The organism is Silanimonas sp., assembly GCF_027531545.1.
Lineage (GTDB): Bacteria > Pseudomonadota > Gammaproteobacteria > Xanthomonadales > Xanthomonadaceae > Silanimonas.
Window position 1 is genome coordinate 327,505 of sequence record NZ_JAPZSC010000006.1, and the last position, 21,949, is coordinate 349,453.

General features: G+C 69.2%; 21 protein-coding genes and 1 riboswitch. Of the genes, 16 read left to right on the forward strand and 5 right to left on the reverse strand.

Going from position 1 to position 21,949, the window contains the following annotated elements; genetic code table 11:
* Window positions 1-67: 67 nt before the first annotated feature.
* On the reverse strand, window positions 68-1,054 hold the full coding sequence (locus O9280_RS05785) for a LysR family transcriptional regulator (RefSeq protein ID WP_298340014.1): 987 nt from the start codon (window positions 1,052-1,054) through the stop codon (window positions 68-70).
* Between the two features lie 202 nt (window positions 1,055-1,256).
* Between O9280_RS05785 and cysG the strand changes: the two genes are divergently transcribed.
* The 8 genes from cysG to O9280_RS05825 all read left to right on the forward strand — a co-directional run bounded on the left by cysG (window position 1,257) and on the right by O9280_RS05825 (window position 11,845).
* Window positions 1,257-2,723 (forward strand): siroheme synthase CysG, encoded by a 1,467-nt coding sequence (cysG, locus tag O9280_RS05790; protein ID WP_298340017.1) that lies wholly within the window; start codon window positions 1,257-1,259, stop codon window positions 2,721-2,723.
* 18 nt (window positions 2,724-2,741) lie between these two features.
* The gene (cysK, locus tag O9280_RS05795; RefSeq protein ID WP_298340019.1) at window positions 2,742-3,737 is read left to right on the forward strand and encodes a cysteine synthase A; all 996 of its coding nucleotides are present in this window, start codon (window positions 2,742-2,744) and stop codon (window positions 3,735-3,737) included.
* Window positions 3,738-3,834: 97 nt separating this feature from the next.
* A riboswitch (SAM riboswitch) is annotated at window positions 3,835-3,956 on the forward strand.
* A gap of 76 nt (window positions 3,957-4,032) precedes the next feature.
* Window positions 4,033-5,100, forward strand: coding sequence for a homoserine O-succinyltransferase (locus O9280_RS05800; protein ID WP_298340022.1), 1,068 nt, complete (start codon window positions 4,033-4,035; stop codon window positions 5,098-5,100).
* Window positions 5,097-6,293 carry a cystathionine gamma-synthase gene (gene metB / locus O9280_RS05805; RefSeq protein ID WP_298340025.1) on the forward strand — a complete coding sequence of 399 codons (1,197 nt, stop codon included), beginning with the start codon at window positions 5,097-5,099 and terminating at the stop codon, window positions 6,291-6,293. The genes O9280_RS05800 and metB overlap by 4 nt, the downstream gene beginning before the upstream one ends.
* A 108-nt stretch (window positions 6,294-6,401) precedes the next feature.
* A complete protein-coding gene (locus O9280_RS05810) occupies window positions 6,402-6,689 on the forward strand; it encodes a hypothetical protein (RefSeq protein WP_298340028.1) in 288 nt (95 codons plus the stop codon).
* Between the two features lie 92 nt (window positions 6,690-6,781).
* Window positions 6,782-9,601, forward strand: a complete 2,820-nt coding sequence (locus O9280_RS05815) for a valine--tRNA ligase (RefSeq protein WP_298340032.1) — start codon at window positions 6,782-6,784, stop codon at window positions 9,599-9,601.
* Window positions 9,553-11,121: a hypothetical protein gene (locus tag O9280_RS05820; protein WP_298340035.1), complete on the forward strand. Its 1,569-nt coding sequence runs from the start codon at window positions 9,553-9,555 to the stop codon at window positions 11,119-11,121. Before O9280_RS05815 ends, O9280_RS05820 begins: the two co-directional genes overlap by 49 nt.
* A gap of 67 nt (window positions 11,122-11,188) precedes the next feature.
* Window positions 11,189-11,845, forward strand: a complete 657-nt coding sequence (locus O9280_RS05825) for a hemolysin III family protein (protein ID WP_298340039.1) — start codon at window positions 11,189-11,191, stop codon at window positions 11,843-11,845.
* Window position 11,846: 1 nt separating this feature from the next.
* On the opposite strand, the gene rimI is transcribed toward O9280_RS05825, so the two are convergent.
* Genes rimI through pssA form a run of 3 tightly spaced genes read right to left on the reverse strand, consistent with a single transcriptional unit; the run spans window position 11,847 to window position 13,366 of the window.
* The gene (rimI, locus tag O9280_RS05830; protein WP_298340618.1) at window positions 11,847-12,296 is read right to left on the reverse strand and encodes a ribosomal protein S18-alanine N-acetyltransferase; all 450 of its coding nucleotides are present in this window, start codon (window positions 12,294-12,296) and stop codon (window positions 11,847-11,849) included.
* 42 nt (window positions 12,297-12,338) lie between these two features.
* Entirely contained in the window at window positions 12,339-12,623 is a 285-nt protein-coding gene (locus tag O9280_RS05835; protein ID WP_298340042.1) for a hypothetical protein, read from the reverse strand.
* On the reverse strand, window positions 12,587-13,366 hold the full coding sequence (gene pssA / locus O9280_RS05840) for a CDP-diacylglycerol--serine O-phosphatidyltransferase (RefSeq protein WP_298340045.1): 780 nt from the start codon (window positions 13,364-13,366) through the stop codon (window positions 12,587-12,589). Before pssA ends, O9280_RS05835 begins: the two co-directional genes overlap by 37 nt.
* 87 nt (window positions 13,367-13,453) lie before the next feature.
* Here pssA and O9280_RS05845 point away from each other — a divergent pair, with 87 nt between their 5' ends.
* The 3 genes from O9280_RS05845 to O9280_RS05855 all read left to right on the forward strand — a co-directional run bounded on the left by O9280_RS05845 (window position 13,454) and on the right by O9280_RS05855 (window position 16,192).
* Window positions 13,454-13,879, forward strand: coding sequence for a DUF4124 domain-containing protein (locus O9280_RS05845; protein ID WP_298340048.1), 426 nt, complete (start codon window positions 13,454-13,456; stop codon window positions 13,877-13,879).
* A 65-nt stretch (window positions 13,880-13,944) separates the two neighbouring features.
* Window positions 13,945-15,663: a proline--tRNA ligase gene (locus tag O9280_RS05850; RefSeq protein ID WP_298340051.1), complete on the forward strand. Its 1,719-nt coding sequence runs from the start codon at window positions 13,945-13,947 to the stop codon at window positions 15,661-15,663.
* Between the two features lie 148 nt (window positions 15,664-15,811).
* Window positions 15,812-16,192, forward strand: coding sequence for an H-NS histone family protein (locus tag O9280_RS05855; RefSeq protein ID WP_298340054.1), 381 nt, complete (start codon window positions 15,812-15,814; stop codon window positions 16,190-16,192).
* Window positions 16,193-16,250: 58 nt separating this feature from the next.
* Here the strand turns inward: O9280_RS05855 and O9280_RS05860 are convergent, their stop codons facing one another.
* A complete protein-coding gene (locus O9280_RS05860) occupies window positions 16,251-17,498 on the reverse strand; it encodes a threonine/serine exporter family protein (RefSeq protein WP_298340059.1) in 1,248 nt (415 codons plus the stop codon).
* A 49-nt stretch (window positions 17,499-17,547) separates the two neighbouring features.
* On the opposite strand from O9280_RS05860, the gene O9280_RS05865 reads away from it, so the two are divergent.
* Genes O9280_RS05865 through O9280_RS05885 form a run of 5 tightly spaced genes read left to right on the forward strand, consistent with a single transcriptional unit; the run spans window position 17,548 to window position 21,928 of the window.
* A complete protein-coding gene (locus tag O9280_RS05865; RefSeq protein ID WP_298340062.1) occupies window positions 17,548-18,432 on the forward strand; it encodes a DMT family transporter in 885 nt (294 codons plus the stop codon).
* Window positions 18,433-18,441: 9 nt separating this feature from the next.
* Window positions 18,442-19,557 (forward strand): ABC transporter permease, encoded by a 1,116-nt coding sequence (locus O9280_RS05870; protein WP_343228731.1) that lies wholly within the window; start codon window positions 18,442-18,444, stop codon window positions 19,555-19,557.
* Entirely contained in the window at window positions 19,554-20,360 is an 807-nt protein-coding gene (locus tag O9280_RS05875; RefSeq protein WP_298340065.1) for an ATP-binding cassette domain-containing protein, read from the forward strand. Before O9280_RS05870 ends, O9280_RS05875 begins: the two co-directional genes overlap by 4 nt.
* Window positions 20,361-20,363: 3 nt before the next feature.
* On the forward strand, window positions 20,364-21,320 hold the full coding sequence (locus tag O9280_RS05880; RefSeq protein ID WP_298340067.1) for an MlaD family protein: 957 nt from the start codon (window positions 20,364-20,366) through the stop codon (window positions 21,318-21,320).
* Window positions 21,317-21,928 (forward strand): ABC-type transport auxiliary lipoprotein family protein, encoded by a 612-nt coding sequence (locus tag O9280_RS05885; protein ID WP_298340070.1) that lies wholly within the window; start codon window positions 21,317-21,319, stop codon window positions 21,926-21,928. Before O9280_RS05880 ends, O9280_RS05885 begins: the two co-directional genes overlap by 4 nt.
* The last annotated feature ends 21 nt before the right edge of the window (window positions 21,929-21,949 follow it).

Sequence of the window (21,949 nt, forward strand, 5' to 3'; positions counted from 1 at the left end):
ATCGGCCGGCCCGGAATGATAAACGCTGGTGATCACCCTCGACGCCGCAGCGGGGCGCGGCCGAACCTCAGTTCGTGATCGCCTGGCTCAGCTCCACCCAGCTCGGCGGCGTCGGCCACACGGATTCCTGGTGCCCGCCGAGCACGCGTTGCAGGTCGTGGCGATCCAACTGCGGGGCCACGTGCCGGAACAGGTCGAAGGCGTAGCGGCGCAGCACGCGCTCCTTCGGCACCACGGCCCAGGCCGTGCATTCCGGCAGCACGGCGGGGGCCGGCAGCACGGCGAGATCGCCATCGGCGATGGCACTGACGGCCATCTCGGCGAGGATGCCCACGCCCAGCCCGGCGCGCACATAGGTCTTGATCAGGTCCGCGTCGTGCGCCGTCATTGCCACCGTGGGACTCAGGCCGACATCGCTGAAGGCGCGGCGCAGCGAGCTCTCCGGCTGGCTGGTGCTGTGGTAGCTGACGAGTGGATGCGCAGCGAGGTCCTCCAGCGTCGGCGCGCGGCCGAGCTTGGCCAGCGCATGCTCCTTCGGCACGACGACGATGCGGCGCCAGCGGTACAGCGGGATGGCGTGGCCACCCGCCGGCACGCTGCCGACGCTGCTGACGATGGCGATGTCGGCGTTGCCTTTGGCGAGATGTGGCAGCACGTCGTTATCGGCCAGCGACTGCAACTGCACGCCCACCTGGGGGTATTCGCGGTTCAGCGCACCGATGGCGGCCGGCAGCACGAAGCGCGCCTGCGTGTGCGTCGTGGCGATGTGCAGGGTGCCGACCGCCTCGCCGCGCTGGTTGGCGGCAAAGGCGCGGATGTTCGCGGCCTCGGCCACGGCGCGACGAGCATGCGCCAACACCACCTGCCCGGCTTCGGTGATGGATTCGAGGCTGCGGCCCTTGCGCTGGAACAGCAGGAAGCCGAGCTCGTCCTCCAACTGCTTGAGCTGCTTGGAGATGCCGGGTTGGGTGGCATGCACCCTGTCGGCGGCCGTGGTGATGTTCAGGCCGGCATCGACGATGGCGATGAGGTAGCGGAGCTGGGTCAGGGTCATGGGAGCAAAAGCATCGGGCGGGGCCGGCGGCGTGGTCGCGCCGGTAGTCCATCCATTCATCGCGATGAAACGATAAATATTCCGAGACGTCCAGTGCCGACTGATAACCGCAAGGCATATGCACCGCGCCGAGCGGCATTTCCAGCCTTCGGCCCGCCGGGACTAGCGTGCCCGGACCGGACACCACCCACCGCCTCTGCTCATGCCCTCCCCGCTGTTCCCCGTCTTCCTCGACCTTGCCGGCCGCCGCGTGCTGCTGGTGGGCGGCGGCGTGGTGGCGCGACGGAAGGCCGAGGCACTGCTCGAAGCCGGCGCCGACGTGGTGGTCGGCGCGCCGGCTCTGGTGCCCGAGCTGGCTGGCGCGGTGGCTGAGGGACGCCTCGCCCACCGGCCGGGCCCGTTCCATCCTGGCTGGCTCGACGGCGCCTGGCTGGTGATCGCCGCCACCGACGATCCCGAGGTCAATGCCGCCGTGGCCCGCGAGGCCGAGGCCCGGCGCGTCTGGGTCAACGTCGTCGACGATGCGCCGCGCTGCACGTTCCAAGTCCCGGCGCGCGTGGAACGCGGCCCGCTGCAGGTCGCGATCAGCAGCCGCGGCGAAGCGCCGATGCTCGCGCGTTGGCTGCGGGAACGCCTCGAAACCGAACTCGACCCGGCCCTGGGCGAGCTCGCCAAGTGGCTTGGCGCCAAGCGCGAGGCCTTGCGCACGCGCTTCCCGGAAACGGCGCGCCGTCGCCAAGTCATTGAAACCTTGATCCGCGGTCCCGCCGCCGACGCCCTCCGCAAGGGCGATTTCGCCGGCGCCGAAGCCGCGTTCGCGGCCGCACTGGGCCAGGACGCCACCCCCCGAGGCCGGGTGATCCTCGTAGGCGCCGGCCCCGGCGACCCGGGCCTGCTCACGCTGCGTGGCCTGCGCGCGCTGAACCAGGCCGATGTGGTGCTGCACGATCGCTTGGTCAGCAGAGAAGTGCTCGCCCTCGCCCGCCGCGATGCCGAGACCATCGAAGTCGCGAAGGAAGCCGGCACGCACCACACGACGCAGCAGCGCATCCACGAATTGCTGATCGAACATGCGCGCGCCGGCAAGACGGTCGTCCGGCTCAAGGGCGGCGACCCGTTCGTGTTCGGCCGTGGCGGCGAAGAACTCGAAGCGCTCCGCGGCGAAGGCATCCCCTACGAAGTGGTGCCAGGCATCACCGCCGCCGTGGCCTGCGGCGCCTATGCCGGCATTCCGCTCACCCACCGCGACCACGCCCAATCGGTGCGCCTCGTGACCGCGCACTGCCGCAATTCCATCGACACGCTCGACTGGGCCGCGCTCGCGCAGGAACGCCAGACGCTGGCCGTCTACATGGGTGTCCAAGGCCTCGACACCATCCGCGACCGCCTCATCGCCCACGGTCGTGCGCCCGCCACGCCATTCGCGCTGGTCGAGAACGGCAGCCGCGCGAACCAGCGCGTGGTCCTCGGCACGCTCGCCAACCTTCCCGAGCGGGCGCTCGCAGAAAACGTACGCTCCCCGGCCCTGCTGATCCTCGGCGAAGTCGCAGGCCTCGCCACGGAGCTGCACTGGTTCGGCAGCCCGCCCATCGACGCGGTTTCGCCGACGCTCGCCGCAACCCTTTCCTCACCCTCCCCTACAACTGCCGCGCTCACCCTCGCCGCATAGCCCCGAACGGAACCCGCCATGGCCCTTTTTAATTCAATCCTCGACACCATCGGCCGCACGCCCATCGTCAAGCTCTCGCGCATCGCACCGAAGCACGTCGATCTCTACGTCAAGGTCGAAGCCTTCAACCCCGGTGGTTCGGTGAAGGACCGCCTCGCCCTCGCCATCGTGCTCGACGCCGAGGCCAAGGGCCTGCTGAAGCCCGGCGACACCATCGTCGAAGCCACCTCGGGCAACACCGGCGTCGCGCTGGCCATGGTGGCCGCCGCGCGCGGCTACAAGTTCGTGGCGGTGATGACGGAAACGTTCTCGGTCGAGCGCCGCAAGCTGATGCGCGCTTACGGCGCCAAGGTAATCCTCACGCCGGCCGCCGAGCGCGGCAGCGGCATGGTGCGCAAAGCGAGGGAACTCGCGGAGAAGCACGGCTGGTTCCTTGCCCGCCAGTTCGAGAACGAGGCGAATCCCGCCTGGCATCGCAACACCACTGGGCCGGAGATCCTGCAGGACTTCGTCGGCAAGCGCCTCGACTACTTCGTCAGCGGCTGGGGCACGGGCGGCACGCTGACCGGCGTCGGCCAGACCCTCAAGCTCGCGCGGCCGGACGTGAAGATCGTCAGCACCGAGCCGGCCGGCGCGCAGCTGCTCGGCGGCAAGGAATGGCAGCCGCACAAGATCCAGGGCTGGACCCCGGACTTCATCCCCGCAGTGCTGGACCGCAGCGTCGTCGACGACATCAAACCGGTCGAGGACCTCGTCGCCCGCGACACGGCCCGTCGCCTTGCGGCCGAGGAAGGCGTGTTCGTGGGCCTGTCCGCTGGCGCCACGCTGGCCGCGGCGCTCCAGGTCGCGAACGAGGCCCCGGCCGGGTCGGTGATCCTCGCCATGCTGCCGGACACCGGCGAGCGCTACCTCACGACCATCCTGTTCGAAGGCGTCAACGAAGGCTCGGACGACGAGTGGCTGGCGTCGCTCGATGCCTCCGCGACCGGCGCTGCGCCCGGCAGGGCAGCCTGAGGGCAACCTGCTCCCTCGGCGTGATGCCGAAAATTCATATCTCTTCATCGCGATAAAGGGATGACAAGGCTCGCGAGCCGGTCCAAGATGGCGACACACACCATCCAGACCGGCTGAGGGACAGGCCCGAAGACGCCGGGGCAAGCACCGACCGCATCCCGCGGCGGCGCGCTGCCAACGCCTGCGGCGAGGCCTTCGGGCCAAAGCCGGTCGATGGGTCGTCAGGGAGCCTGCAAGCAGGCACTCCCGATGGCCGTCGCCGGCCACCGCGGGGGGATGGGCACCGGAGCCCGCCATGTCCGCCACCGCCCTTGCCGAAGCCGCCCACGACGAACCCTTTTGTCGCGCGGCCTCTCTTCCCGCCACCGACGGCGTCCTCGCCAGCACCCTTTCGCTGCGCCACGCCGGACCGCAGCGCGTGAACCTCCGTTGGCGCATCACCGGTGCCGAAGGCACGCCGGTGCATGCCGTGCTGGGCGGCATTTCGGCCACGCGCCACGTCGCCGCGGTACGCCACGATGAACCCGAAGGCTGGTGGCAGGTACAGGTGGGGCCGCGCCGGACCTTCGATCTGTCCCGTTGCCGGGTGCTGAGCTTCGATTGGGTGGGCCGCGACGGCACGCTCGACGCACCGATCAGCAGTGCCGACCAGGCCGATGCGCTGGCCGTGCTGCTCGACCACCTCGGCATCGCCCGCCTCGCGTCGATCGTCGGCAGCAGCTACGGCGCCATGGTTGGCCTCGCTTTCGCCGAACGCTATCCGGCACTCGTCGAGCGACTTGTCGTGATCAGCGGTGCGGATCGCGCCGACCCGTATGCGGCGGCATGGCGCGCCCTGCAGCGCCGCGTGCTGGAACTCGGCCGCGACGGACCGGAGGCCGTCGCTCTCGCCCGCCAGTTCGCGATGCTGAGCTACCGCACGCCGGAGGAGTTCGCGGCGCGTTTCGATGCGGAACCGACCTGGGACGGCGACCGTCTGCGCTGCGCCGCGCAGGACTACCTCGATGCGGCTGGCTCGCGCTTTGCCGCGGTGTTCAGCCCCATCGCCTTCCGCCGGTTGTCGGAATCGATCGACCAGCACCGCGTCGATCCATCACGCATCACCACGCCGACCACCGTCATCGCCGTCGAGCAGGACCGCCTTGTGCCCCTCGACGACCTGCGCCGCCTGTCCCGCCAGCTCGCCGGCCCAGCGCGCCTGAAGGTGATCCGTTCCATCTATGGCCACGACGCCTTCCTGAAGGAGCCCGAGCAGATCGGCCGCCTCCTCTCGCTGGCGCTCGAGCCGCTCGTCGCGGAGGCCCCCTCGCCGCGCGCACCCGCTTCCTCCTCTTTCGCATCGTCCCCGCAGGCCCACGCATGAGCAGCTTCGAATCCGCCACCCGCGCCGTCCGCGCCGGCATCGACCGCGACACCGCCCACGGCGCGGTCGTCCCGCCGATCGTGCTGTCGTCGAACTTCAGCTTCGAGGGCTTCGGCAAGAAGCGCCGCTACGACTACACGCGCAGCGGCAACCCGACGCGCGATCTGCTCGGCGAGGCGCTGGCCGAACTCGAGGGCGGTGCGGGCGGCGTGGTCACAGCGACCGGCATGGCCGCGATCACCCTGGTGCTGAGCCTGCTCGAACCCGGCCAGCGCCTCGTCGTGCCGCACGATGCGTACGGCGGCAGCTGGCGCCTGTTCAACGCCCTGGCGAAGAAGGGCGCCTTCGAACTCGTCACCATCGACTTCACCTGCCGTCGCCAGCTCGCCGCCGCGCTCGACCCGGCGCCGGCCATCGTCTGGATCGAGACCCCATCGAACCCGCTGCTACGCATCACCGACCTGCGCTTCGTCGCCGAAGCGGCGAAGCGCGTCGGCGCGCTGGTGGTGGTCGACAACACCTTCCTCTCCCCGGCCTTGCAGACGCCGATCGACTTCGGCGCCGACCTCGTCGTGCACTCCACCACGAAGTACATCAACGGCCACAGCGACGTGGTGGGCGGCGCCGTGGTGGCGAAGACGCCGGAGCTGCACGAGCGCCTCACCTGGTGGGCGAACGCGCTGGGCCTCACCGGCTCGCCCTTCGACGCCTTCCTGACCTTGCGCGGCCTGCGCACGTTGGATGCCCGCCTGCGCGTGCATGAAGAGAACACCCACGGCCTGCTCGACCTGCTGGTGGGCCACGACGCCGTGGCCGCCGTGCACTACCCGGGGCTGGCCTCGCACACGGGCCACGCGCTGGCCGCGCGCCAGCAGAAGGGCTTCGGCGCGATGCTCAGCTTCGAGTTGCGTGGTGGCGAAGCGGCCGCCCGCGCCTTCTGCGACGGTCTCGACTGCTTCACCCTGGCCGAGTCGCTGGGCGGCGTGGAAAGCCTCGTCGCCCACCCGCCGACCATGACCCATGCCGCGATGAGCGCCGAGGCCCGCGCGGCTGCCGGCATCCGCGACGGCCTGCTGCGGCTCTCGGTCGGCATCGAGCACGTGCGCGACCTGGGAGCGGATCTCGCCGGCGGGCTGGAGCGGGCGGCGCGGGTGGTCGCTTCAGCGCACGCCCGCGAGGCGGTCATCGCCTGAGGCCCCAGCGGACTGAAACGGCTGCCGAGGGCAGCGGTTGCGGCTATCGTCATGCACAGGCCGCCGGTCCGCCGGAAGGCCCGACATGACCTTTGGAGCAGCCCCCGAATGAAGCGCATTGCCTTCACCCTCGCCGCCCTCGTCGTTTGCTCCGTGACGAGCGCCGCCCTGCCGCCGCGCTACCAGAACCAGCGCGACCTCGACGTGCTCGTCAGCTTCGTTCACTCCCACCCCGAGGTGTTGGAGAGCCTGCGCAGCATCGACTTCGACCGCATGCAGGTGCGCTACGGCAGCGACTGCGTGGCGCAGTTCGGGCGGGGCGAAGTGCCGCCCATGCCCGGCCCGGCGCCGGCCCTGCGCTTCGAGTCCTCCACCTGCCCGATCAACGCGGAATAGGGCATCGGAGCGGCTCGCGAGCCGGGCCTCGGCCCGGATTTGCTAGGCTTGGCGCCCTTTTTCGACTATCCGATCGGCCCGAAACGCCGGTCGTGCGCCGCATGGACAAGAGCTTCGAGCCGAGCACCTTCGAATCCCGCTGGTACAGCCATTGGGAGGGCAACGGCCTGTTCAAGCCCTCGGGCGATGCCGCCAAGCCGGCCTACAGCATCCTGCTGCCGCCGCCGAACGTCACCGGCACCCTGCACATGGGCCACGCGTTCCAGCACACGCTGATGGACACGCTGATCCGCTACCACCGCATGCGCGGCTTCGACACGCTCTGGCAACTCGGCACCGACCACGCCGGCATCGCCACCGAGATGGTGGTCTCGCGCAACCTGCACCTCGCCGGCCAGGGCGAAACCCGCGACGGTCTCGGCCGCAAGGCCTTCGTCGGCAAGGTGTGGGAGTGGAAGAAGGAATCCGGCGACACCATCGAACGCCAGATGCGCCGCATGGGCAGCTCGGGCGACTGGTCGCGCAGCGTCTTCACCATGGACCCGATGCCGAGCACGGCCGTGGTCGAGACCTTCGTCAAACTGCATGAGCAGGGCCTGATCTATCGCGGCCAGAAGCTGGTCAACTGGGACCCGGTGCTGAAGACCGCCATCTCCGACCTCGAGGTGGTCAGCGAGGAGGAGAACGGCCACCTGTGGTCGATCCGATACCCGCTCGTCGACGCCACCTACGAACACGTGGAAACCGATGCCGACGGCATCGAGACCCTGCGCGAGACGCGCGACTACCTCGTCGTCGCGACCACACGCCCCGAGACCCTGCTCGGCGACGTCGCCGTGATGGTGCACCCGGAGGACGCGCGCTACGCCCACCTCGTGGGCAAGCAGGTGCGCCTGCCCCTCTGCGACCGCACGATCCCGGTGATCGCCGACGACTACGTCGACCGCGCCTTCGGCACCGGCGTGGTGAAGGTCACCCCGGCCCACGACTTCAACGACTACGCGGTCGGCCAGCGCCACGGCCTGCCGATGATCAACCTGTTCACCGACACCGCCCACCTCAACGACGCCGCGCCGGAACGCTTCCGTGGGCTCGACCGCTTCGAGGCGCGCAAGCGGGTGCTGGCCGAGCTCGAATCCCTCGACCTGCTGGTCGAAGCGAAGCCGCACAAGCTGATGGTGCCGCGCGGTGACCGCACCGGCCAGGTGATCGAGCCCTACCTCACGGACCAGTGGTTCGTGAAAATGGACGAGTTCGCGCGCAAGGGCCTCGATGCCGTCGAGAGCGGCCGCGTGCGCTTCGTGCCGGAGAACTGGATCAACACCTACCGGCACTGGTTGGAGAACATCCAGGACTGGTGCATCAGCCGACAGCTCTGGTGGGGCCACCGCATCCCGGCGTGGTACGACGAGGCCGGCAAGCTCTACGTGGGCCGCGACGAGGCGGAAGTGCGCGCCACGCACGGCCTCGGCGCGGAGATCGCCCTGCGCCAGGACAGCGACGTGCTGGAAACCTGGTTCAGCTCGGCGATCTGGCCGCATTCGACCATGGGCTGGCCCAATGCCGAGGCCATGGCCGAGCGTGGCTTCGACCGCTACCTGCCGTCGTCGGTGCTCGTCACCGGCTTCGACATCATCTTCTTCTGGGTCGCCCGGATGATCATGATGACCGAGCACTTCACCGGCGATGTGCCGTTCAAGGACGTCTACATCACCGGCCTCGTCCGCGACAAGGACGGCCAGAAGATGTCGAAGTCGAAGGGCAACGTGCTCGATCCGATCGACCTGATCGACGGCATCAGCATCGAAGCGCTGGTCGCCAAGCGCACCAGCGGCCTGATGAAGCCCACCGACGCGCCGAAGATCGAAAAGGCCACGCGCAAGGAATTCCCGGAGGGCATCCCGGCCTTCGGCGCGGATGCCCTGCGCTTCACCTTCGCCTCGCTGGCCACCCATGGCCGTGACATCAAGTTCGACCTCGCCCGCTGCGAGGGTTACAAGAACTTCTGCAACAAGCTCTGGAACGCCGCGCGTTTCGTGCTGATGAACACGGAAGGGTTCAGCGCCTCGGGCGCGCCCACGCCGACGACCGACGCCGAACGCTGGATCCTCGACCGCCTGCAGCAGCTGCTGAAGGACGTCGAAGCGCAGTTCGCGGCGTATCGCTTCGACCTCGCCTCGCAGGCCATGTACGAGTTCGTCTGGAACGAGGTCTGCGACTGGTTCCTCGAACTCAGCAAGCCGGCCCTGCAGGGCAATGACGCGGCCGCGATTGCTTCGACCCGCCACACGCTGCTGTACGTGATCGAGCAGAGCCTGCGCGTGCTGCACCCGCTGATTCCCTTCGTCACCGAGGAGATCTGGTCGCACGTCGCACCGAAGCTCGGCCTCGCTGGCGGTTCGATCAGCGTGCAGGCCTACCCGCAATTCGATGCCGCGCTCACCCACGCCCGCGCCGCCGCCGACATCGAATGGCTGAAGGCCGCCATCACCGCGCTGCGTTCGGTGCGCAGCCAGCTCGGCGTGCCGCCGGGCAAGGCCGTGCCCCTGCTGCTCGCGGGCAAGGGCGATGCCGCGCAGATCGAACGCCATGCCGGCGGACTGAAGTTCCTCGCCAAGCTCGAGTCGATCCACTGGGTGCAGGGCGAACCGCCGGCCGCCGCGGCCGCGGTGCTCGGCGAACTCACCCTGCTGGTGCCGCTCGCCGGCCTCGTGGATCTGGACGCCGAGCGCGTGCGCCTCGACAAGGAGATCAAGCGCGTCGAAGGCGAGATCGCGAAGTGCCACGGGAAGCTCGGCTCGGAGACGTTCGTGGCCAACGCCCCGCCGGCCGTCGTCGAGCAGGAGCGCAAGCGCCTCGCCGAGTGGACGACGATGCTGGACGGCCTCAAGGCCAACCGCGGACGATTCTGACCATGGGGATTCGCCAAGGATCGGCACTCACCCTCCTCGTCTGGGCCCTCGCGCTCGTTGGCTGCGCGGCCGAGCCGCCCTCCATTCCGGCCCCTCCCTCTCCGGAGGAGCGCATCGCCACCCTTCTCGTCGCAGATGGCGAAGCGAGCGACCTTGCGAAGTGCGAGGCGCACCCGGTGCCGTGGTTCGCGACCTGGTCACAGGAAGACTTCGCGGCGCTGTGCCGCCACCTCCACACGCGGACGCTGCAGCGCTGGGAGGTCGAACGGGCTTGGAAGGATGAGGGCGCCGCTGGGCTGCATCGGCTGTTCGCGGAGCGCCGCCAGGCCCAGGCCCGCGGCGAGATCCACGCCGACGCCCTGATCTGGGATTTCCAGAACTTCTATTGGAACGGCGACGGGACCCGGGCGATGGCCGAGGCCTGGCTGGCCGCTTTCCCCGACGACGCGGCCGCACACCTCGCCTTGGCGGAGTCTCTTCGGGTCGAATGGTGGGACGTGCGCGGCGAGGCGCTCGCCCGCGATACCCCCTCCGAGCAGTTGGAGCGCGCTTCGGTGGTTCTCGCGCGCATGACTGCCTTGGCGCGCCGCGCCGTCGCACTGGAGCCCACCCACCCCATGGGTCCCCACGTGCTGATGGAGGCACTCACGCGGCAAAGCGGCAACACCGAGGCCTTCGCTGTCCTCGACGCCGCGCTGCGGCATCACCCGGACAGCTACGTGCTTCGTCAGCAAGCGCTGCGCGCCGCCGCTCCGGCATGGGGCGGCTCACTCGATGACGCCCGAATCGTCGCCGCGGACTCCGACACGCGGGGCAAGGCGTTCCCCGTGGTCGGTTTCCTGCGGACCGGCGAGACGATGACCCGGGCCTTCTACGAGCGGAGTGCCCAGAACGACGAGGCCGCGCTCCCACTCTGGATGGAAGCGTTCCGTACCGGGCTCGACGACGACAACCTCGTCCACGCCGCGGACTCCGCCTTTCTCACCGGGGATGAGCTGCTCGGGGCCGAGTTCCGGACGCTCCAGCTCCGCTTGCATGGGCCGAGTGCGAAAGTCCTGATGCGCCGCGCGCGCAGTTGGGGAGCGATCGGCAGGATCGATCTGGCGGGCGCCGACCTGGAGGCGGCCTTCCAGCTCGCTCCCGACAGTGTCGACGTCACCTTCGAGCGCGGGGCCCTCGCAGCGGCGAAAGGCGATCTCGAGCTTGCGGCGAAGCGCTATCGCGAGGCTCTGGCGCTCGAACCGGGCTACTACTACGCCTCGCTCGCCCTCGGGGAGCTGCAGGTCTGGACCCTGGATCAATCCGCCGAGGCGGTCCCCATGCTGGAGGCCGCCCTCGCGCGCAAGCCCGGCGACACGAATCTCCTTTACGTGCTGGCCGACGCCTACGCGGTGGTGGAGGATCCGCGCGCGAAGGCGACGGCCGAGGCCTACCTCGCGGGGATCGACCTTGGAAGCCAGGACTCGCAGACCCAATGGCGGATCAACTACATCCGGGAACTGATCCCGCAGCTTCCCTGAACAAGCGCCGCGCCTGTCGCTTCCGGAACACTGGCACGCTCGATGCAATTCGTGCAGGGTGCGCCGCATGACCGACCTCAGCCTCCACGGCCTCGCCCATGCCCTGCGTGACGAACGCTGGAGCGCCATCACGCACGGCGCCGGCGCCGTTCTCGGCGCGATCGGGGGCATCGTCCTGATCACGCTGGCGGCGCTGTGGGGCGACGGCTGGCAGCTCGCCAGCGCGATCGTCTTCAGCGTCACGCTGATCCTTCTCTACACGGCCTCCGCCTTCTACCACGCGGCGCCTTTCAAGACGGCGCTGAAAGCGCGGCTGAAGGTGCTCGACCACTGCGCCATCTACCTGCTGATCGCCGGCACGTACACGCCGATCTCGCTGGTCGGTTTGCGCGAGCACGGCGGCTGGTGGCTGTTCGGCGCGATCTGGACCCTCGCGGTCGGCGGCGTGGTGTTCAAGCTCCTCACCCGCGGCCGCTTCAAGCTCCTGTCGACCCTGATCTACATCGCGATGGGTTGGCTGGCCATCGTGGCGATCAAGCCGATGACCGAACAGCTCAGCACGTGGGCGCTGGTCTGGATCTTCTCCGGCGGCGTGGCCTACACGCTCGGCACGCTCTTCTACATGAGCCGGCGCATCCGCTACACGCACACCATCTGGCACGGTTTCGTGCTCGCGGGCAGCGCCCTGCACTTCGCCGCCGTCGCCACCCAGGTCTGGGCCTGACTCAAGCCGGTGGTGCCGAGCCCGGCGCCACCAGGTCCAAGGCCATGACGATGGCGTCCTCGCGGCCGTCCTTTGCCGGGTAGTAGCGCGGCCGCTGGCCGATGCGAACGAAGCCCTCGCTCGCGTACAGCGCGATGGCATTCGGGTTCGACGGACGCACCTCGAGGAAAACGCGATCGGCCATGTGCCAGCGCGCGAGATCGATCATCCGACGCAGCAGGCGACGGCCGAGGCCATGCCCCTGCCAGGCCGGATCGACGCAGAGGTTCAACAGATGCGCTTCATCGGCGCCGACGCTGAGCACGCCGTAGCCCATCAAGCCTTCGGTCGATTCCGCCACCCAGCAGGCATACCCCGCGCCGAGGCAGTCGCGGAAGATGCCGGCAGTCCACGGAAACGCGTACGACCGATCCTCCATGGCTGCCACGAGGGGCACGTCCGCTTGCCGCATCGGACGGAATTGCACCGCCTGCTGCAGCTGCGCCGCCAAGCTTCAGCCCCCGCGACGCCAGTCGCGCACGCGCCGCCACAGGGCGCGCTTGAAGGCGGCATCGCCGGGCCGGCCGTGCGGCGACGGCCATTCGGCCCACAGCGCGCCGACCCAGCGCTCCAAGCCCCCACGCAAGCGCGGTGGCAGCACCATGGCGGCCAAGGGTTCGGCCATCCCGGCACCGGCGGAGCGCCGTTGCACCGGCGCATGGCCCAAGGCCTCCAGCACGCGGCGCTGCAACGGCGACCAGGTCACGCCGAGGCCGCTGCCGAGCGACGACGCTGCCACAGCCAGACGATCGGGCCACTGAGGATGTAGACGATCGCGACGGCGAAGATCACCTTCGGCGCGTCGATCAGCAGCGCCACCAGCACCGCGACCACCAGCACCATGAACCAGAACGGCACGCGGTCGCCGGGCCAGCCCTTGAAGCTGAAGAAGCGGATCCGGCTCACCATCAGCAGCGCGCAGGCGGTGGTGACGAGCAGGGCCACCCAGCGCATCTCATCACCGCTCCAGCCCAGTTCGGTGAAGCACCAGACCACGCTGATCATCGTGCCCGCCGACGCAGGGCTGGCGAGTCCGATGAACCAGCGCTTGTCCGTGCTGCCCGCCGAAACGTTGAAGCGGGCCAGACGCAGGGCGGCACAGGCGACGTAGAGGAAGGCAGCGGCCCAGCCCACCTTGCCCCAGACACCGCCATCGAGCGCGAGCTGGGCCAGGGCCCAGTGGTACATCACCAGGGCCGGCGCCATGCCGAAGCTGAGCAGGTCGGAGAGCGAGTCGTACTGCACGCCGAACTCGCTGGTGGTCCCGGTCATGCGCGCCACGCGGCCGTCGAGGCCATCGAACACGCCCGCGACGATCACCGCGACGCAGGCCGCCTCGAAACGGCCATTCGCCGCGGCCAGGATGGCGTAGAAGCCGGCGAACATGTTCGCCGTGGTCAGCAGGTTGGGCAGCAGGTAGATGTGGCGGCTGCGCGGTCGCGGCGGCGGGGCGGGGGTGAGATCGTCGGGCTTGGGGTCCATGGCGCGAGTGTAGCCGCTGGGCCGCCTGCCCTGCCCCCTCCCGGTCCGATGGCGCTACCATGCGGGGAGTCCTGTTGGAGCGTCCCCATGCGTTTGCTTGCCGGCCTGATCACCGTCGCCCTTTTCGCCGCCACCCCTGCCCTGAATGCCCAAGATCCGGTCTACACCTGGGTGGACGCCAACGGTGTGCGCCATTACGCCCAGACCCCGCCAGATGGGGTGCAGTACGAAACCCGTGGCATCCGCGACCGGACGGTAGGCACTGAAGCGGGACGCGCTCCCGCGGCCCCGACGCGCACCACCGAGGAAGTGATCGCCTGCGACCGCGCCCGGGTGGCGTTGCAGCAGCTGAGCGGCCCGGCGCTCGTGGAAATGGACAAGGACGGCGACGGCAAACCCGAGCCGCTGACGGCGGAAGAGAAGGCCCAGCAGCGCCGCCTCAGCGAGCAGGCCGTCGCGGCCTACTGCCCGCGTGAGGGTGAGGACGCCCCGGCCGCTTCGCCGCAGGGCTGAAGGCGCGGGCCAAGGCCCGCGCTCGGCGCTAGAATGCGGGCTTTGCGTTTTCCGACCGAGCCCGCATGCGCCTTTCGCAGTTCCACCTCAGCACCACCAAGGAAACCCCCGCCGACGCCGAAGTCATCAGCCACCAGCTGATGCTGCGGGCGGGGATGATCAAGAAGCTCGGCGCCGGCCTCTACACCTGGACCCCACTCGGCTTGCGCGCCTTGCGCAAGGTGGAATCCGTGGTCCGCGAGGAAATGGAGCGCGCCGGCGCGATTGAAGTGCTGATGCCAGCCGTACAGCCCAAAGAGTTGTGGGAAGAAACCGGCCGCTGGGCCAAGTTCGGCGGCCAGCTGCTGAAGATCACTGATCGCAAGCAGCAGGAATACTGCTTCGGCCCGACGCACGAGGAAGTCATCACCGACTTCGCGCGCCAGGAACTGGCCAGCTACAAGCAGCTGCCGAAGAACTTCTTCCAGATCCAGACCAAGTTCCGCGACGAAATCCGCCCGCGCTTCGGCGTGATGCGCGCCCGCGAGTTCCTGATGAAGGACGCGTACTCGTTCCACGTCACGCCCGAGTGCACGGCGCGCGAGTACCAGAACATGTACGACGCCTACACGCGCATCTTCACGCGCCTGGGCTTGATGTTCCGCGCCGTGAACGCCGACACCGGCGCCATCGGCGGTTCGGCCTCGCATGAGTTCCACGTGCTGGCCGATTCGGGCGAGGACGCCATCGCGTTCTCCGACACCTCGCAGTACGCCGCGAACGTGGAGCTGGCCGAGGCGGTGGCTCCCGCCGCGCCGCGCGCTGCCGCTTCGGAATCGATGACCAAGGTGGCCACCCCTACGCAGAAGACCTGCGAGGCCGTGGCGGAATTGCTTGGCCTGCCGCTGACGCGCGCCGTGAAGTCGGTGGCCGTGGTCGGTGATGCGAAGGTGCTGGGCGGCACGGGCTTCGTGCTGGCCCTCGTCCGCGGCGACCATGTCGTCAACGAGATCAAGCTGTCGAAGATCGCCGGTCTCGCCGAGCTCCGGCTGGCCACCGAAGAGGAAATCCGCGCCCACCTCGGCGCTTCGCCGGGCTTCCTGGGCCCGGTCGCGCCGAAGCAGCCGATCACCGTCATCGCCGACCGCACCGTGGCCGCGATGTGTGACTTCGTCGTCGGCGCCAATGAAGACGGTTTCCACCTCGCCGGCGTCAACTTCGGCCGCGACCTGTCCGAGCCGACGCTCGTCGCCGACATCCGCAACGTGGTCGAAGGCGACCCCTCGCCGGACGGCCACGGCACCATCAAGCTGGCCCGCGGCATCGAGGTCGGCCACGTGTTCCAGCTCGGCCAGAAGTACGCCGAGGCGATGAAGGCCACCGTGCTGAACGCCGAGGGCAAGGCCCAGGTCATGTACATGGGCTGCTATGGCATCGGCGTCTCGCGCATCGTCGCGGCGGGCATCGAGCAGAACTTCGACGCCAACGGCATCTGCTGGCCGGAGGCGATGGCGCCCTGGCGCGTCGCGGTCTGCATGATCAACCCGAAGGGCGATGCCACGGTCACCGCCGCGGCCGAGGCGCTGTACAACGACCTCGCCGCCCGCGGCGTCGAAGTGGTGCTGGACGACCGCGGCCTGCGCCCGGGCCAGATGTTCGCCGACATCGAACTGATCGGCCTGCCGCACCGCGTCGTCGTGTCGGAACGCGGCCTCTCGGCGGGCACCTTCGAGTACCGCGCCCGCTCGGCGGCGGAATCGGAGAACCTGAGCCGCGAGCAGGTGTTCGAGCGCCTCGGCCTGTAATCCCCCCGGGGAAAACCCCGCCATGAAAACGCCGCGCCCGTCGCGGCGTTTTCATTTGCGCCGGGCCTGATTAGTATCGGGATTCCCCCCGAATTATCGGCTCCGATAATCCGGATAACCCCTTCCCACACCCCGCAAGGAGCCCCGAATGGCCGTTGATCTGGATGGACTGTCGCCCAAGGAACTGGACGCCCTGATTTCCAAAGCCAAGCAGCGCAAGCAGACGCTGGCGAAGCGTTCTTCGCAGGCCGAGGTGAGCAAGGCGCTGGCGGCCACGGCCCGGAAGCACGGCTGGACGCTGGCCGAGTTGTTCGGCACCGGCCCCGGCACGGGCGCATCGAAGGCATCGAAGGCTGCCAAGCCGGCCACTGCGCCGAAGGCGCGCAAGTCGGCGGCCAAGGGCACCAAGGTCGCGGCGAAGTACCGCCATCCGGAAACGGGACAGACCTGGTCGGGCCGCGGCATCCTGCCGAAGTGGATGACCGAGGAAATCGCCAAGGGCCGCAAGCGCGAGGATTTCGCGATCTGAGTGCGGCCCTCCACCCGCCCCACCCGTCGACGCCGGCCTCGTGCCGGCGTCGCCGTTCTCAGAGGTAGCGGCGCGGCGGCACCAGCAGGTTGCCGAACAGCAGGCCCGCGACGAGGGCGATCAGGGCGCTCAACACCGCCACGGCAGTGTCGAGCCCCAGCACCACGTCACGCTCCATCACGAAGTTCAGGCTGCGGAAACCCACGCTGCCCGGCACCAGCAGGATGATGCCGGACACCCGCAGCAGCGCCCCCGGCCGGCGGAAGATCCGCCCGAACGCGTTCGAGACCATGGCCACGCCGAGCCCCGCAAGGAACACGCCACCGGCGAACGCTTCCGACGACAGGCCCGGAATCTGGCCACCGAGGCGCGTGAGCCCATAGCCGATCCACGCGCCCGCCATCACGATCAGGAAATCACGGCGCGCCGCCCCGAACAGCACGGCGAAGGCCGCGGAGCCGACGAGCAGGCCCACCCATTCGGCCCAGGCCGGGAGCTGTGGTGAACTGATCAACTGCGGTTGCCAGCCGAGCGCATGCGCTGCCTGCGTGGCAACGATGGTGCCAAACGTGAGCTTCAGCAGGGCCACCGTCGCCCCGGCGAAGCGCGCGGTGCCCGAGGCCCAGTTCTGGCTGCTGAGCTCGGCCACCGCGGTGGTGAGCATCAGGCCGGGCATCAGCACGATCAGCGAGGCGATGACGACCGTCTGCAACGACAGCGGGGTGAGAAAGGCGGCGATCGCCGAGGCCGTCAACGTGGCGAGCAGTGCGGCGATGGCATCGGAGGCCTCGTGCAGTCGCGGGCGGCTCGACGAGGCCACGCAAAGCAGGCCGATCATCAGCCCGATCACCGCGGACGCCGCGACATCCGCCCAACTGGTGCGCAGCAGGGCCGCGACCGAACCCGAGGCCAAGCCGAACGCCAGCACGGTGATCGCCAGCTTCTCGCGCCCCATCGGCCGATCCAATGCGGTCAGCGCCTGCAGGCCCTCGTCGACCTCCATGCGGCCGTCGGTCACGCGCTCGGCGATGTCGTCCACCATCGCCAGCGCCTTCAGGTTGATGTCGCCCGGCGCCAGCCGGAGCACGCGGGTGATCTCGGCGCCGTCGCTTTTCTGCGGGCTCGAGAACGAGAGGATGATCCCGGTGGGGTTGCACCAGATCTCAGTGCGCACGCCGAGGCGCTTCGACACCGTGAGAACCGCGCCTTCGAGACGGTCGGTCGACATGCCGCAGGCGTGCAGGCGGCGCGCCAGGTCGATGATGAAGTTGCAGCGCTGGCGGAACGGGCTGGTGGCGGCACTCATGGCGCGGAAGCATGGCAGAAAGCCATGCCCATCAACGACAATGCCGGCCATGGGCCTCGGTGAACTGCTTTCCTTGCTGTCCGCGGCCGTCTGGGCCGTGGGCGTGATCCTGTACCGCCAACTCGGCGCGACGCTGCCGCCGCTGCAACTCAACCTGCTGAAGAACAGCCTCGTGCTCGGCATGGTGCTGGTGAGCCTGCCGCTGCTGCACGGCTTCGCCTGGCCCGATTTCAGCGCGAGCCAGCTGGGGCTGGCCCTGCTGAGCGGCTTCATTGGCATCGCCATCGCCGACACCCTGTACTTCCGCGCCTTGAACCAGCTGGGCGCCGGACGCATGGGCGTGCTGGGCAACTTCTACAGCCCGGCGGTGATCCTGCTCAGCGTGGTCTTCCTCGACGAGCGCCTGAGTTTCGTGCAGATGATCGGCTTCGGCCTCGTCAGCCTTGGTGTGTATCTGGTCGCCGAGCGACGCCCCGACGATGCGGGCGGCGGCCGGGCCCTGCTCAAGGGATTGGCGATCGGCTTCTGCGCCATTCTGCTGATGGCCGTGGCCATCGTCCTCGTGAAGCGCACGCTGGAAGCGCAGCCGCTGATGTGGGTGACCGCGGTGCGCATGACCGGCGCCGTGGTCGGCCTGTGGCTGCTGGCCCTCGTCTTCCGCCGTCGGCTCGGGCCGGCGCTGCCGCCGCTCGCTGGCGTGCCGTGGCGGAAGCTGCTGGTCGCCGCCTTCGTCGGGCAGTTCCTCTCGATGGTGTTCTGGCTCGGCGGCTACAAGTTCACGTCGGCCTCGGTGGCAGCTATCCTCAACGAGAGCGCGTCGGTCTTCATCCTGCTGCTGGCCTGGGCCTGGTTGAAGGAACCCCTGAGCCGTCGCGCGCTCGCCGGCGTGGCGCTCACGGTTGCCGGCGTGAGTTGCATGCTGCTGCCCGCCTGAAGGAGCCGAATGGCCGAGACGCCGCACCTGCGCGAAGACCCCGATCAGCCCGGGTGCTGGCGTGCCGGCGGCGATTGGACGTTGGCGCATGCAGCCCGCCTGGAGGCCCTCCCCGCACCTCGCGGCGGCCCCGAAACCGCGCTGATCGACGCCCGCGGCATCGGCCAGATGGATGCCAGCGGCGCGATGCTGCTTTGGCGCCTCTCGCGCGACGCGGGGCTCGACGGCGGGGACGCGCTGCGACTCCGCGACGAACACGCGCCGCTGTTCGCGGCAGTGCAAGACATCTGCGTGAACCCACCACGCGCGGTGGTCAAGGACTACGGCGTTCGCGCGATGTTGTCGCGCATCGGGTTGACGGTCGAGGACTACGCGCGCGAGATCATCGCCCTCGTCGCCTTTGGCGGCGAAGCGCTGTTGACGGCGCTACGCATTGGCTGGAACCCGCGGCGCTGGCGCATCACCTCGACCATCGCCCACATGGAATCGGTCGGCCTCGACGCCGTGCCGCTGGTGCTACTGCTCAGCTTCATGGTCGGCGCCGTGGTGGCCTTCCTCGGGGCCGAGGTGCTGGCGGAGTTCGGCGCCGAGATCTACGTCGTCGAACTGATCGGCATCAGCTTCCTGCGCGAGTTCGGCGTATTGCTCACCGCCGTGCTGCTCGCCGGCCGAACGGCCAGCGCCTTCACCGCCCAGATCGGCGCCATGCAATCGGGCGAGGAGATCGACGCCATCCGCACGCTCGGGCTCGACCCGATGGAGCTGCTGGTTTTGCCGCGCGTGGTCGCGCTGGTCCTGATGCTGCCGCTGCTCACCTTCCTCGCCATGATGGCGGGCATCGCCGGCGGCGTGACCATCGGAACGACGATGCTGGGCATCTCCCCAGAGATGTTCATCGCGCGGCTGCACGAGACCATCGAAGTGCGCCATTTCTTCACCGGCATGGCCAAGGCCCCGGTGTTCGCCCTGGTCATCGGCCTGATCGGCTGCCTCGAAGGCATGCAGGTGCAGGGCACGGCGCAATCGGTGGGCGAGCGCACGACCTCCAGCGTCGTGCAGACCATATCGCTGGTGATCATCATCGATGCCTTCGCCGCGCTGTGGTTCATGGAGATGGGCTGGTGAGCGCCGCCAAAGTCCCCGTGAAGCCCCGGCCCTGCGATTTCTCCACGCCAGCGATCGAGGTGCGCGGGTTGGTGAATGCCTTCGGCTCGCAGGTCGTCCACGATGGCGTCGACCTGACGGTGAACCGGGGCGAGATCGTCGGCGTCGTCGGCGGTTCGGGTTCGGGCAAATCGGTGCTGATGCGCGCCATCCTCGGCCTGCGGCGACCGCAGGCGGGCTCGGTGCGCGTGTTCGGCATCGACGCGCTGGCCGACGACGAGGCCAGCCGGCTCGCCATCGAAACGCAGACCGGCGTGCTGTTCCAGGGCGGCGCGCTGTTCTCTTCGCTCAGCGTGATCGAGAACATCATGGTGCCCCTGAAGGAGCACCACGAACTCTCCGACGACCTGATGCACGCGCTGTGCTGGATGAAGATGCGTCTCGCAGGCCTGCCTTCGACGGCTGCCGAGAAGCTGCCCGCACAGCTCTCCGGCGGCATGAAAAAGCGCGCCGGGCTGGCGCGTGCCCTCGCCCTCGACCCGCCCCTGCTCTTCCTCGACGAACCGACCGCCGGCCTCGACCCGATCGGCGCCGCCGCCTTCGACGACCTGATCCTCAACCTCAAGCGCTCGCTGGGCTTGACGGTCTTCCTCATCACCCACGATCTCGACACGCTGTACGCCATCTGCGACCGCGTCGCCGTGCTGGCCGACCGCAAGCTCGTCGCCTGTGCGCCGATCGCCGAGATCGAACGCTTCGAGCACCCCTGGGTGCAGGAGTACTTCCACGGACCGCGCGGCCGCGCCGCGCGACGCGAGGCCTGAACCATGGAAACCAAAGCCCACCACGTGTTGATCGGCGCCTTCACCCTGGCGGTGGCGGTGCTGGCGATGCTGTTCGCCCTCTGGGCGGCGAAGACCGTCTCCGACCGCCAATGGGACGAGTACGAAGTCGTCTTCACCGAAGCCGTCACCGGCCTCACGCGTGGCGGCGTCGTCCAGTACAACGGCATCGCGGTGGGCGACGTCGCCGAGCTCAAGCTCGACGCCGCCGATCCGAGCAAGGTCGTCGCCCGCATCCGCGTCGGCGCCGGCACGCCGGTGAAGACCGACACGACGGCCAAGCTGGCCTTCGTCGGCCTGACGGGCCTCGTGCAGATCCAGCTGAGCGGCGGCAGCCCGCAGAGCCCGATGCTCAAGGACGCCCATGAGGACGACGGCCTGCCGCGGATCGCTGCGCAGGAGTCGGCGTTCGCGAAGCTGCTGAACTCGTCCGAGGACATCACGACGACCGCCAGCGACGTGCTGATCCGCATCAACCGCATGCTCAACGACGAAACCGTCGAGAACGTCTCGAAGACGATGGCCAACCTCGAGCAGGTGACCGGCACGCTCGCGGCAGAGCGTGGCGAGATCGCCCAGTTGCTGCACGATGCGCGCTCTTCGGCCGAGCGCCTCGATCGCGTCCTCGCCACCGCGGAAAGCACCATGGGCGGGCTCGATCGCAGCGTCGCCGCGCTCGACAAGGACCTGCCGCAGATCCTCACCAAGCTCGACCGCACCCTCACCGAGTTCGAGGCGCTGTCGGGCAACGCGAATGCGCTCGTAGCCGAGAACCGCGGCGCCGTGCAGCAATTCAGCCGGGACGGCCTCACCCAGGTCGGGCCGACGCTTGCCGAATTGCGAAGCGTGCTGCGGCAGTTGAACCGCGCCGCCGCCAAGATCGAAGAACGCCCGTCCAGCCTCGTGCTGGGCAGCTCCACGCCCGAGGAGTTCACGCCGTGAGCCTGCGCCGAACCGCCCTGCCCCTCGCTCTCGCGGCCTCACTCGCGGGCTGCCTCTCCCTTGGCGACAAGGCCGATCTCGTGGTCTACGCCCCGCAGGTTTCGGTGGTGCCGGACGAGTCGTGGCCGAAGCTCGACCGGACGCTGGCGATCGCCGAACCGAATGCGAGCACCCTGCTCGACAGCAACCGCATCGCCGTGCGGCCCAAGCCGGCGACGCTGCAGGTCTACAGCGGCGCGATCTGGGCGGACAGCGCACCGGACCTCGTGCAATCGGCGCTGGTGGGCAGCTTCGCGGACCATGGCCACTTCCGCGCCGTGGTGCGACCCACCGACGGGCTGGGCGCCGACCTGCTGCTGCGCCTCGACCTGCGCCACTTCGAGGCGGCGTACGCCGAGGAGGCGAAGACGCCGACCGTTGTCGTGGAGCTCCAAGCCACGCTTGTCGACCAGCGAACGCACCAGGTGGTCGGCAGCCGCCGCTTCCGCGCTGAACAGGCCGCCGAGCGGGAGAAGCTCCCGGCGGTCGTCCCCGCCTTCGAAGCCGCCCTCGGCGAGGTGGCCACGGCGATGATGCCGTGGGTCCTCGAGACCGCGAAGGACGACTGAGCCCGCGTTACGCGGGCTAGC